Below are 12,581 nucleotides of genomic sequence, written 5' to 3' on the forward strand. Positions count from 1 at the left end.
AGATATATCTAAACACAAGCGGTCAAATGCCGATGGTTATCATTCAAATATTAGATGGGTTACTCGGGAGCATCGCAATCTTCGGTGGTTTGCACGCGTTCGGATTGCCAGGCTCAAGGTAGGGCATGAGGATCGGCGCCATGCCCTTGAGCACCTGCACCGGCAGCGCCGAGGTGAACTTGAACGCCTCCGCGGAGCGCCCGGGCACGAATGCGGTCAGCGTGCCGAAGTGGTTGTCACCGAGGAAGAAGACGAACGTGGCGGTGCGGTTCAGCGAACGCGAGCCGATCAACCGCCCACCGGCGCCGAAGCTTTCGATGCGGTTGTCGCCGGTGCCGGTCTTGCCGCCCATCACCAGCGGGGTGCCGTCATGCAGCTTGAAGCTGCCGGAAATACGCCGCGCCGTGCCTGCGTCGACCACTTGCGACATGGCACCCTTGAGTGCCCGGGCGACTTCCACGGGGAGAATTCGCTGGCCACGGTCGGGGTCGCTGCTCAGCTTGGTTTCATAAGGCGTATCGGCGGCGAAGTGCAGCGTATCGATGCGCAGTGTGGGCAGGCGCACACCGTCGTTCTGAATGATGCCGACCAGCTCGGAAAGCGCCGCCGGCCGGTCGCCGGAGCTGCCGATGGCGGTGGCCAGCGACGGCACCAGGTGATCGAACGGATAACCCACGCCCTTCCAGCGCCGGTGAATATCGAGGAAGGCTTCGATTTCCACCATGGTGCGGATACGGCTGTCGCGGGCACCCTGATGGCGGCTCTTGAACAGCCAGCCATAGACTTCCTGACGCTCGAAGCGGCTGGCGTTGACCATCTCTGTGATTGAGGCGCTAGGGTTCTTCAGCAGGTAGCCGAGCAGCCACAGGTCCAGCGGGTGAACCTTGGCGATGTAGCCTTGGTCGGGCAGGTCATATTTGCCTGGGCCGTAGGCCTCGTACATCTCTGCCAGGCGGCCATCGGTAAGTTTGCTCAGGGCACGCTTGTCTTCCTTGAGGTGCGCGCGCACGAAAGCATTGAATGTTTCCTGGCCCGCTGCCGGGAACAGATAGCGGTGCACTGCGGCCAGGCGCTGCGGTGTGACGCGCATGCTGTCGAGGAAGGTATCCAGGCGTTGCTGCGAGGTTTTGCGCTGGTACTTGCGCCAGAAGCGCATCAGGTAGCTGGTGCCTTCCTTGTCGGCGAAGCGTGCCAGGTATTCCTGGCGGCGCGGGTCCGAATCGTCCTTGAGCAGTGGCACGCGGTTGAATGGCTGTTGGTAGGTCACGTAGCGCACCAGGTCGCGCATCAGGCGAATGAAGGGCAGGTTGATCGACTCGCGCAGGGCTTCCTTGAGCGTCGGGTTGCGGCTGTTGTCCTCCTTGCGGAAGTTGTTGAACACGTGCATGCCGCCGCCGGTGAAGAACGCTTCGCCGGTGTTGGCCGAGTACTTGCGCTCCAGCGCCGCGTCGAGCATGGCATCCAGGCTCTGGTTCTTGCTGTTCTGCGCCAGCCATTCCAGCGACCATTGGCTGATGCGATCGAGTTCGGCGACCTCGACCTTCTTCAATTCGGCGGCTGGCATGCCGGCGTACTTGTCGTGCAACTCGGCGATTATCTGCAGGTAGGTGGTCAGCACTCGCAGCTTGGCCGTCGAGCCCAGCTCAAGTTTGCTGCCTTCGTTGATGTCGAAGGGCTGGTCGGTGCTGTCAGTCTGCACCCGCACCCGTGAGCCATCGGCAGTGCGCTCGAACAAGGTGAAGCTGTAGCGCACCTGGTCGGTGGTCTTGGTGGTGAGCAGGCGCTCGCCGATCAGGCCAATCTGCGCCGCGAATTCAGGGTCGGAGAGGTTCTTCAGGTACTGGCTGACCTGTAGCTGAAGGTCGGCCTGCAAGGTGCTCGTTGCCGAGAGGTCGAGGCGGTCGAGGTCATACAGCGGGCGGTTGAGCATGCCTGACAGGCGGTTCCGGGCCAGGCTGATGCCTTTGTTGGTGATGATCGGAACGATGGTTGGCTGTGCCACCCAGTCCCGGTACAGCGCCTTGCTGGCCAAGGCTGCGTCGGCCAGGGCGCGATCGATGATGCCGTTGGCAGCGAGCACGCGGATGTGCGAATCGGTGAGTTCGGCCAGCTCGACGCGGCCCTTGGTCAGGTAATGCGAGGGGCGGCGCTGGGCAATCATCAGCGACAGTACCTGACGCAGGGCCAAGCCGCGTGCGGCCATGCTGTCGGGGTCTGTTGCGCTCGAGGTGAGGGCCTGGTTGACCTGGTCGAAATCGGCGCCGTACCAGACACGCAGGCCTTCGGCCATGCCATGCACTTCGCCATGGCCGGGCACCGCCGACAGCGGCACGCTGTTGAGGTAGTCGCGCACGATGCGCTGGCGGGCTTCGGTGGTATCAGGCCCGCCCTGATAGGCACGGACGCTGGCGGAAATCATCTGGCGGATCTTCTCGGCACCGGAGACAGTCAGGCCGTCCGGTGAGTGGCGGTATTTTTCCAGCTGCGTGGCCAGGGTGCTGCCACCGGCGGACTGGCCGGGCAAGGCCAGGTATTTGGCCACCTGGCTGTAGGCGGCCTTGGCGAAGCGCGGCCAATCGACTGCCGGGTTGTTTTGCGGGTCTTTCGGGTCCAGCAGGTCGCGGTTTTCGATGAACAGCAGGCTGTTGACCATCACGGGTGGGATTGCGGCGAAGTTCGGGTACAGGTATTGCGGGTAGTTGTACTGGTACAGCGTCTCGCCGCGGCAATCGGTGATCGACAATCCGGCCTGGATTTTCTCGATGTAGGGGGCGAACAGGCCGTGATCCACGTAATTCATCAACGCAGGCGAAAACCGTACCTGCTCGCTGATCAGGTAGTCGCGCTTGAGCAGCCGGGGCAGGAACTCGCCCAGCGCGCTATAGCCCAGGCGTTTGTCGAACGGCCCCTCGCCGGGGTAGACGATGGCATCGCTGGGGCCGGGCTGCAGCGAATAGGTCAGGGTGCTGGCCAGCTTGCTGAATTCGCGGGACTGCAGGTCGGATGTACGGAACTCGTCATAGGCGGCGAAGCCGATGGCGATGATCGCGACCAGCAGGATCAGCAGGATCAGCCGCCACCAAAGCCGACGCTGACGTGGGGACTTTGGCTGCGGCGTCTCGGCCAGAGGTGTTTCGGGTGCTTCCGTTCTGGATGGTTCCGATTGCCACAGTGCGCCCATAGTCTTCAATCCGGCCAGGTATTTTCGTCTTGCTTGTCTGAAGCTTAGACGTTGAAGGCAGTAGGTGAAAAATTTGTAGAAAGTGCAGAAACCTCATGCGCCCTCTGCGCCTTTGGTGTGGGTTTGTTCGTACAATCCTGTTGCCAGGGTAGCTGGGGTGAGCCAGGAGGCTGCAGTAGACGTGCGGGTTTCTCTCCAAATTTTTGATTATTTATAGTGAAAAGCCCTACAGCGAGCTTCCTATACTGCTCGGCCCCTTCGCCCTGCCGGGCCGCTCTACACCGGCACACGGGCCGGCCCACAAGGCCAGCCTGGCAAGCCAACGCCACGCCTATCGGCATGGCCGGCGCTGCACGAAGGTCTAATCCAATAACAAAATGAGGTTGTATTGCTATGCCAGTCGGCAACCACCCTGCCCATGGCGAGACCGCACAAGGCGGCCCGCTCAAGCGTGAACTGGGCGAACGGCACATCCGCCTGATGGCGCTGGGCGCCTGTATCGGCGTCGGTCTGTTCCTCGGTTCGGCCAAAGCCATTGAGATGGCCGGCCCTGCGATCATGCTGTCCTACATCATCGGGGGCCTGGCGATCCTGGTGATCATGCGCGCCCTTGGCGAGATGGCCGTGCACAACCCTGTCGCCGGGTCTTTCAGCCGTTATGCCCAAGACTACCTTGGCCCGTTGGCGGGCTTTCTGACCGGTTGGAACTACTGGTTCCTGTGGCTGGTGACCTGCGTTGCGGAAATCACCGCCGTGGCGATCTACATGGGCATCTGGTTCCCGGACGTGCCGCGCTGGATCTGGGCCCTGGCGGCGCTGGGCAGCATGGGCGCGGTGAACCTGATCGCGGTCAAGGCGTTCGGCGAGTTCGAATTCTGGTTCGCCCTGATCAAGATCGTCACCATCATCGCCATGGTCCTGGGCGGCATCGGCATCATCGCCTTCGGCCTGGGCAACGACGGTGTGGCAGTCGGCATCTCCAACCTGTGGAGCAACGGCGGCTTCATGCCCAACGGCGTGACCGGTGTGCTGATGTCGTTGCAGATGGTCATGTTCGCCTATCTGGGCGTGGAAATGATCGGCCTGACGGCCGGCGAAGCCCGCAACCCGCAAAAAACCATCCCGCAGGCCATTGGCTCGGTGTTCTGGCGCATTCTGCTGTTCTACGTCGGTGCCCTGTTCGTGATCCTGTCGATCTACCCGTGGAATGAAATCGGCAGCCAGGGCAGCCCGTTCGTCATGACCTTCGAGCGCCTGGGTATCAAGACTGCCGCCGGCATCATCAATTTCGTGGTGATCACCGCCGCCCTTTCGTCCTGCAACGGCGGTATCTTCAGCACCGGGCGCATGCTCTACAGCCTGGCGCAAAATGGCCAGGCGCCGGCTGTCTTCGCGCGCACTTCAAAAAGCGGTGTGCCACGCAACGCGTTGCTGCTGTCCATCGGCGCCTTGCTGCTGGGTGTGCTGGCCAACTACCTGGTACCAGAAAAGGTGTTCGTCTGGGTGACATCGATCGCCACCTTCGGCGCGATCTGGACCTGGGTGATGATCCTGCTGGCGCAGCTCAGGTTCCGCGCCGGGCTATCGGCCGCCGAGCGCAAGGGCTTGAAGTACCGCATGTGGCTTTGGCCGCTGAGCTCCTACCTGGCACTGGCCTTCCTGGTACTGGTGGTGGGCCTGATGGCGTACTTCGAGGATACCCGTGTGGCGCTGTACATCGGGCCGGCGTTCCTGGCACTGCTGACGGTGCTGTACTACACGTTGCGCCTGGCGCCCAAAGCAGTACACGGGGTAGCCAGTTCCGTTTCCTGATCTGCAACTGCAGGGGCTGCAAAGCGGCCCCCGCGTTCCCTCAGGCCGCCACCTCATCGTGCGGCTCAAAACTGTCCGCCCGCGCCAGTTGCCACATCCGCGAATAGAACTGCCCGTTCACCTCGCCATTGAGCAACTCCCCCGGTTTCAAGAACACATGCATTTGTGAGAACAGCTTGATTTCGGTGGCAGAGGTGCGCCGCACCAAGTGCTTGGCTTCCAGTTGCGCCGGGTGTTCCAGGCCGGCCGCTGCGAGCATTTCTGCCAGGGCGCGCAAGGTGTTGTGGTGGAAATTCAACACCCGCTGGGCTTTGTCCGGGACCACCAGCGCACGCTGGCGCAACGGGTCTTGCGTGGCGACGCCAGTGGGGCACTTGTTGGTATGGCAGCTCTGCGACTGAATGCAGCCGATGGCGAACATGAAGCCGCGCGCTGAGTTGGCCCAGTCGGCACCGATGGCCAGCACGCTGGCGATGTCGAAGGCGCTGACGATCTTGCCGCTGGCGCCGAGCTTGATCTTGTCGCGCAGGTTCAGACCCACCAGGGTGTTGTGTACGAACAGCAGCCCTTCGCGCAGCGGCACGCCGATATGGTCGGTGAACTCCACGGGGGCTGCCCCGGTACCGCCTTCCTTGCCATCGACCACGATGAAGTCGGGGAGGATGCCGGTTTCCAGCATGGCCTTGGCGATGCCCATGAATTCCCAGGGGTGGCCCAGGCAGAATTTGAAGCCCACCGGCTTGCCGCCGGACAGCTCACGCAGTTGAGCGATGAACTGCATCATTTCGATGGGGGTGGAGAAGGCGCTGTGGCGCGATGGCGAAATGCAGTCCTCCCCCATGAGAATACCGCGGGTCTCGGCAATTTCCTGGGTTACCTTGTGCTTGGGCAGGATGCCGCCGTGGCCGGGCTTGGCGCCCTGGCTCATCTTGATCTCGATCATCCGCACCTGCGGGCTGCGCGCCTGGGCGGCAAAGCGCTCGGGGTCGAAGCGCCCGTCTGCCGTACGGCAGCCGAAGTAGCCGCTGCCCAGCTCCCACACCAGGTCGCCGCCGTGTTCGCGGTGGTAGGGGCTGATGCTGCCTTCGCCGGTGTCATGGTGGAAGTTGCCCAGCTTGGCCCCTTGGTTGAGCGCGCGGATGGCATTGGCGCTCAGCGAGCCAAAGCTCATGGCAGAAATGTTGAAGATCGATGCCGAATACGGCTGGCTGCACTGCGGTCCGCCAATGTGGATGCGAAAGCTTGCAGGGTCGGCCAGCGGCGCCGGGCGCATGGAGTGGCCGATGAACTCGAAGCCGGACTCGTACACGTCGATCAGCGTACCGAAGGGTTTGTCCGACGCCTCGTTCTTGGCCCGCGCGTACACCAGCGAGCGTTGCGCGCGGGAAAAGGGCAGGGCATCGCTGTCGGCTTCCAGCAGGTACTGGCGGATCTCCGGGCGAATACCCTCGACCAGGTAGCGGATGTTGCCCAGTATCGGGTAGTTGCGGCGTACCGCGTGGCGTCGCTGCAGCAGGTCGAACAGGCCGATCAGGCTGAGCACGGCCGTGGTCAGAGTGAATGGCCAGAGCCATTGGTGGTGGAGCAGCGGCAGGCTCGCCAGGGTGAACAGAACACAGGCGGCAAACACTGCGTAGCGACTGAGAAGTGACAGGCTCATACGGGGTCCTTACGATGGCGCGGTCAGGCTCAGGGCCTGGGGAAACCCCGACCATAGCCCGGTTGGGCAGCGCTGAACATGAAAATCGGCTTATCGAAAATCATTCGCGCAGCAGTATCTGCCGCCACCGTTGCTGCTCGTCATCCGTGGTTTGCACAAGGTAGGTGTATCGATTGGCGACTCGCGCGGCCACCGGCACGCCATCGCGGTACAACACACGATTGCCGCCGGCCGCCGGTACCTTCGCTCCGGGCAGCAGCGACCCGATCAGGTTCAGCGGGTCACTGGCACTGACCACCACCAGCGCGCCCTCCATCTCGCGTCGGCGCACCTGGCGCAGCAGCCCGACTGCCTCCGGCAGGGCGAACTGCTCACCGGCCAAGCCGGCGATGAAGCGCCCGCCGCGAATCTCGCCGCGCGCCTCAAGCCGGTGGTAGCAACGCAGCAGCTCACGCCAGGGTGGCAGCACATCACTCTCGCGCGCCAGCAGCCGCCAACAGATCACGCCATAGCGCCTCAACAGGGTGCGAGCGATGTGTTCCAGCCGTTGCCCGTGGTCATCTTCGGCATTGCTCCTGCGTAACAATGCCCAGCGCCCGGCGTGTGCCATGCTGGTGGAAATCGGCGCATGGCCGCGCCGGCTGGTGCGCGATGAGCGTTTCGCCGCCGGGGTGATCAGGCTACGCAGCCCTGTAAAGCTGTCGGCACTCGCCAGGCCGGAACCGACCAATTCCTGTAACGCTGTTTCCAGCTCGCTGGGCAACAAGTGGGCTTGCTGGGTCAATTCGTCGAAGAACAGTGCGCCGTGCGCCTGCAGTACTTCGTGCACACGTGTGGCACGCGGGCTCAGCTCATCCAGAGCCGGCGCTGGCACCAGGCTGCGCCACAAGCCCAGGTGTTGACGTGGCAGCAGCACCAGCGGCGTACTCGCCAGCGTACTGCTCGACACCTTGCCCGCCAGGCGGCTCCAGGCGAACTGCCCGCTGCGGCACACCTCGTCGAGCCAGTGCGTGCTGTAGTCCTTGATTCTTGCCGGCAGTAGTTCTGCCTCCCAGGCGCCAGCCGCGCCGGGGAAGCCCTGCAACTGGTCGAGCACCTCGGCCACGGCTTGAGGCCCGCGCAGTTTTTCGTCGGCCGCCAGGTGCTGCCAGTCAAACAGAAAGCGCATGAAGTCCTGCAGACTTACCGGCTCGATCTCCCGGCGCAGGCGTTTGACGGTATAGCGATGGATACGCGCCAACAGGTGGCGCTCGCACCATTGCCGCTGGACCTCTCCCGGGCTGAACTGGCCGTGCAGCACGTAGCCTTCTGCTTCCAGGCGGGCCAGTGCCTGTTCGATGGCTGGCTGTGGCTTGCCCAGTGGTGCGGCGGTCTGCGCCAGGGTCAGGGGGCCGTGGCCGCTCAGGCGGGCGCGCAGCAGCTCGCTCAGAGCGCTGTCCGGGTCGAGGGCCTGCTCGAAGCCGGGGAGCACGTTGAGCTCGGGCTCCAGGCGTGCATCCGGGTACACAGTTTGAAGCAGGCTCAGTCGCTCGCGGGCCAGCCACAGGTGCTGGTCGGGCAAGCGTAACGCTCGGCCTGCCTTGGCCAGTTGCCGCAGCAGCAAGGCCCAGCCCGGGTTGGCCTGGACTTCGTGCTGGCTGACGGCGCCCAAGGTCATCAAGGCTTCGTGCATCTCGTCGGCGCTGCCGGGTTGCGGCCAGGCCTCTGCCTGGACAGCGCTGATGGCATCGGCGTCCAGCGCGCCCAGGTCATCGCTACTGTGCACCTCGTTCCAGCGCCGGTTGAGTACCGCCTGGGTGCGGCGCTCCTCCAGTGGGGCATCGTCAAGGAAGGCATAAGGCCTGGCATTGAGGATGGCCGAGGCCAGCGGCGAGGGGGCCGGCAGGTCGCGGCACAGCAAGCGCACCTGGCCACTCTCCATGCGCCTCAACAGGGCCAGCCAGCCCTCGCTGTCCATGGCTTCGTGCAGGCAGTCGTCGAGGGTTTGCTCGACCAGCGGGTGATCCGGGATTTGCCGTTCACCGACGATGTTTTCCAGGCAGGCGATCTGGTCGGGGAAGACTGCGGCAATCAGGTCTTCGCTTTTCATGCGCTGGACCTGTGGCGCGACCTTGCGCCCCCCGACGTAGCGGGGCAAGGCCATCGCCACGGCTGCGTTCCAGCGCCAGCGCACACCGAACAAAGGGGCCTCAAGCAGGGCCTGGATGAGTAGCTGTTCGGCGCTGCGACTGGACAGGTAGCGCCACACTTCGTCCAGTTCGAAACTGTGGCTGGTCGACAGCGACAGCACGATGGCGTCCTCGCTGGCTGCCGCCTGCAATTCGAAATTGAACGTGCGGCAGAACCGTTTGCGCAGGGCCAGGCCCCAGGCGCGGTTGATGCGGCTGCCATAGGGCGAATGGATGATCAACTGGGTGCCGCCGGACTCGTCGAAGAAGCGCTCCATCACCAGTGTGCTCTGCGAGGGCAGGGCGCCCAGCACTTCACGGGTACGGCCCAGGTAATCGAGCAGTTGGCTGGCGCAGGCCTCGTCCAGTGCATAGGCGCGCTGCAGCCAAGACAGCACTGGGGCGAAAACGCCGTGACTCAGCCCCAGCTGCTCATCGATGCGTGCCTGCAGGCGGGCAACGGCGGCGGACAGTTCATCACTGCGTCCCGGCGCCTCGCCAAGCCAGAACGGAATGGTCGGCGGCAGGCCTTGAGCATCTTCGACCCTTACCCGGCCGGGTTCCACCCGCAGGATGCGGTAGGACGCATTGCCCAGCTGAAAGATGTCGCCAGCGATGCTCTCCACGGCAAAGTCTTCGTTGACGCTGCCGATGTTCAGCGCCTGCGGCTCCAGCAGCACAGCGTAGTCGGCGGTTTCGGGGATGGTCCCGGCGCTGGTGAGCGCGGCCAGCTGGCTACCCCGGCGCCCGCGCACGGTGCCAGTCACTGCGTCGCGGTGCAGGTAGGCGCTGCGGATGCCTTGGCGTCCGTTGTAGCCCTCGGCGAGCATGCTCAGCAGGGCCTGGTAATGTTTGCTGTCCAGCGCTGTGTAGGGCGTTGCCTGGCGCAGGCAGTCGAACAATGCCTGTTCCTGCCACGGCTGGTTGCTGGTTTCGGCGACGATCTGCTGAGCCAGTACGTCCAGTGGCGCTTGAGGTATGTGCAACAGGTCGAGCTCGCCCTGGCGCACACAGTCGAGCAAGGCGGTGCACTCGATCAGGTCATCCCGCGAGGTGGCGAACAGGCGCCCTTTGGGGATGCCGTCGACCTGATGCCCGGAGCGGCCGACCCGCTGCAAAAAGCCGGCGATAGAGCCTGGCGAGGCGATCTGGCAAACCAGGTCGACATCACCGATATCGATGCCCAGCTCCAGGGAAGCGGTGGCCACCAGCACCTGCAACTGGCCGTTTTTCAGGCGCTGCTCCGCATCCAGGCGCAGCTCCTTGGCCAGGCTGCCGTGGTGTGCGGCCACGGCCTCGTGGCCAAGGCGGTCGCTGAGGTGGCGGGTGAGGCGCTCGGCCAGGCGCCGGGTGTTGACGAAGACCAGCGTGGTGCGGTGTTCGCGGGCCAGCGCTGCCAGGCGATCATAGACCAGGTTCCACACATCCGTGGCCATCACCGCGCCCAAGGGTACAGGGGGCACTTCAAGGGCAAGGTCGCGCTGGCGGGTGTGGCCGACATCGACGACCGCGCAAGGCCGTTGGTGGCCGACCAGAAAGGCTGCCACGCGCTCCACCGGACGCTGGGTCGCAGACAGCCCGATGCGCCGCAGCCCGCGCCCGGTGAGCGCCTGAAGGCGCTCCAGTGTCAGGGCCAGATGCGCGCCGCGCTTGTTGCCGGCCAAGGCGTGAATCTCATCGACGATCACCGTGTGCACGCCGCTCAGGCCAGCACGGCCCGAGGCAGACCCCATCAGTACGTACAGCGACTCAGGTGTGGTCACGAGGATGTGTGGGGCCAACTTGCGCATGGCCGCGCGCTCTTTTTGCGGCGTGTCGCCGGTGCGTACGGCAGTGGTGATGCGAGGGGGCGTCAGCCCCTGGTCTACCAGTGCCTGGCTGATGCCCTCCAGCGGTGCCTGCAGGTTCAGGCGGATGTCGTTGGACAGTGCCTTGAGCGGCGAAACGTACACCACCTGGGTTCGCGCAGGCAGTTCGCCCGCGTGTTCAAGGCCCTGGCGAAACAGTTCATCGAGCACCGCGAGAAAGGCGCTCAAGGTTTTGCCCGACCCGGTCGGCGCTGCCAGCAGCGTCGATTGGCGCGCGTGAATCAACGGCCAGGCGCGGGCCTGGGCGTCGGTGACCGTGGCGAAATGGCGACGGAACCAGGTGCCGATCGCGGGGTGGAAAAGCTCCAGCACGGGGTGCTGTTGGGCAGGCAGGTTCATGAGAAGGTTATGGAGGGTCGCTGGCGGATTGGCAAGGGGCCGTTCGTCTGTGCACCGCCTTGCCGGTAACAGGGCCCTGTGGGATCCTCAGCGGTTTTCAAGAGCGAGCCTGACCATGCCCAATGTTATCCGCATTGCCGCTGCCCTGCTGATCGACCCTTTGGGTCGAACCCTGCTGGTACGCAAACGGGGTACCCAGGCGTTCATGCAGCCTGGGGGCAAGATCGATGCGGGGGAAACGCCGCTGCAGGCGCTGGTGCGCGAACTGCAGGAGGAATTAGGGGTGCGCATTGACCCTGCTCAGGCCATCCCGATGGGCCGTTTCAGCGCACCGGCCGCCAATGAACCTGGCTACGAGGTGCAGGCCGAGCTGTTCCGGGTCGACAGCGCCGAGGCCGTGGTCCCGGCGGCGGAAATCGAGGAAGTGCTCTGGTTGGCCGCAGACCAGGAATCGATGCCTGAGCTGGCGCCGCTGACCCGCGACCTGATACTGCCGCTCTACCGCAAGGCCCTCAGCGTACCGCGCTGACCCCATCGAGCGTGGCGAACGAGGTGTCCTTGGCGGTGAGCAGGAAGTCGCGCATGTAGGGGGCATCGAGCATGTCGGTGCGCACGGCCGCATACAGCGTGGCGAACAGGCCTTTCTCGCCAAGGCGTTTGCCCTTCACATAGCCGCGCGAGCTGTACTCATGCAGCGCCCAGTGCGGCATGCCGCAGACCCCGCGGCCGCTGGCCACCAGTTGCATCATCATCACGGTCAGCTCCGAGGTGCGCACGGCCGCCGGCTCGATGTCGGCCGGTTCCAGGAAGCGGGTGAAGATATCCAGCCGATCGCGCTCCACCGGGTAGGTGATCAGCGTCTGGTCGAGCAGGTCCTGGGGCACGATGTAAGGCTTGTTGGCCAGCGGATGCTGGTTGGCCACGGCAAGCATGGCTTCATAGGTGAACAGCGGTACGTAGGTGATGCCGGCAAGGTCCAGTGGGTCGGAGGTCACTACCAGGTCCAGGTCGCCACGGGCAAGGGCGGGCAGTGGCGCGAATGCGAAGCCTGACGCCAGGTCCAGCTCCACTTCCGGCCAGGCATCGCGGAACTGGTCGATGGTGGGCATCAGCCACTGGAAGCAGCTGTGGCATTCGATGGCCATGTGCAGGCGCCCGGCAGTCCCCCCCGCCAGGCGGGCGATATCACGCTCGGCGCTGCGCAGCAGCGGAAGGGTGGCATCTGCCAGCTGCAGCAAGCGCAGGCCGGCGCTGGTGAAGCGGATAGGTTTGGTCTTGCGTGCGAACAGCGGCAGGCCCAGGCGTTCTTCAAGCTCCTTGAACTGATGCGACAGTGCCGACTGGGTCAGGTGCAGCCGTTCTGCGGCCTCCACCAGGCTATCGGCCTCGCGCAGGGCATGAAGGGTTTTCAGGTGGCGGATCTCCAGCACGGCTGACTCCGAGAGCATAATTTGTGTGAACAGCGAATGAGTTGAGTTTCTCTCATGTTGCGCTGGCTGTCGACTGGACCTTGCGCCGCACCACTGGGCGGGGTTCATCAAATTGTCACGCAA

At 64.2% G+C, this 12,581-nt stretch carries 6 protein-coding genes; 2 read left to right on the forward strand and 4 right to left on the reverse strand.

Annotated features, from left to right (window positions below):
- Nucleotides 1-43: 43 nt before the first annotated feature.
- On the reverse strand, nt 44-3,181 hold the full coding sequence (locus tag ABRP30_RS05320; protein WP_267821370.1) for a transglycosylase domain-containing protein: 3,138 nt from the start codon (nt 3,179-3,181) through the stop codon (nt 44-46).
- 393 nt (nt 3,182-3,574) lie between these two features.
- Here ABRP30_RS05320 and ABRP30_RS05325 point away from each other — a divergent pair, with 393 nt between their 5' ends.
- Nucleotides 3,575-4,993: an amino acid permease gene (locus ABRP30_RS05325; RefSeq protein WP_349976215.1), complete on the forward strand. Its 1,419-nt coding sequence runs from the start codon at nt 3,575-3,577 to the stop codon at nt 4,991-4,993.
- A 40-nt stretch (nt 4,994-5,033) separates the two neighbouring features.
- Here ABRP30_RS05325 and ABRP30_RS05330 read toward each other — a convergent pair whose 3' ends face one another.
- Together ABRP30_RS05330 and ABRP30_RS05335 are read right to left on the reverse strand one after the other, a co-directional pair.
- Nucleotides 5,034-6,653 carry an FMN-binding glutamate synthase family protein gene (locus ABRP30_RS05330; RefSeq protein WP_267821374.1) on the reverse strand — a complete coding sequence of 540 codons (1,620 nt, stop codon included), beginning with the start codon at nt 6,651-6,653 and terminating at the stop codon, nt 5,034-5,036.
- Between the two features lie 100 nt (nt 6,654-6,753).
- Nucleotides 6,754-11,028, reverse strand: coding sequence for a DEAD/DEAH box helicase (locus ABRP30_RS05335; RefSeq protein WP_349976216.1), 4,275 nt, complete (start codon nt 11,026-11,028; stop codon nt 6,754-6,756).
- Nucleotides 11,029-11,143: 115 nt separating this feature from the next.
- On the opposite strand from ABRP30_RS05335, the gene ABRP30_RS05340 reads away from it, so the two are divergent.
- Nucleotides 11,144-11,557 carry an NUDIX domain-containing protein gene (locus ABRP30_RS05340; RefSeq protein ID WP_349976217.1) on the forward strand — a complete coding sequence of 138 codons (414 nt, stop codon included), beginning with the start codon at nt 11,144-11,146 and terminating at the stop codon, nt 11,555-11,557.
- Here the strand turns inward: ABRP30_RS05340 and metR are convergent.
- On the reverse strand, nt 11,541-12,458 hold the full coding sequence (gene metR, locus ABRP30_RS05345; RefSeq protein ID WP_241804855.1) for a transcriptional regulator MetR: 918 nt from the start codon (nt 12,456-12,458) through the stop codon (nt 11,541-11,543). The genes ABRP30_RS05340 and metR overlap by 17 nt on opposite strands.
- Nucleotides 12,459-12,581: the final 123 nt, after the last annotated feature.

Source organism: Pseudomonas sp. WHRI 8519 (assembly GCF_040224055.2).
GTDB lineage: Bacteria > Pseudomonadota > Gammaproteobacteria > Pseudomonadales > Pseudomonadaceae > Aquipseudomonas > Aquipseudomonas putida_X.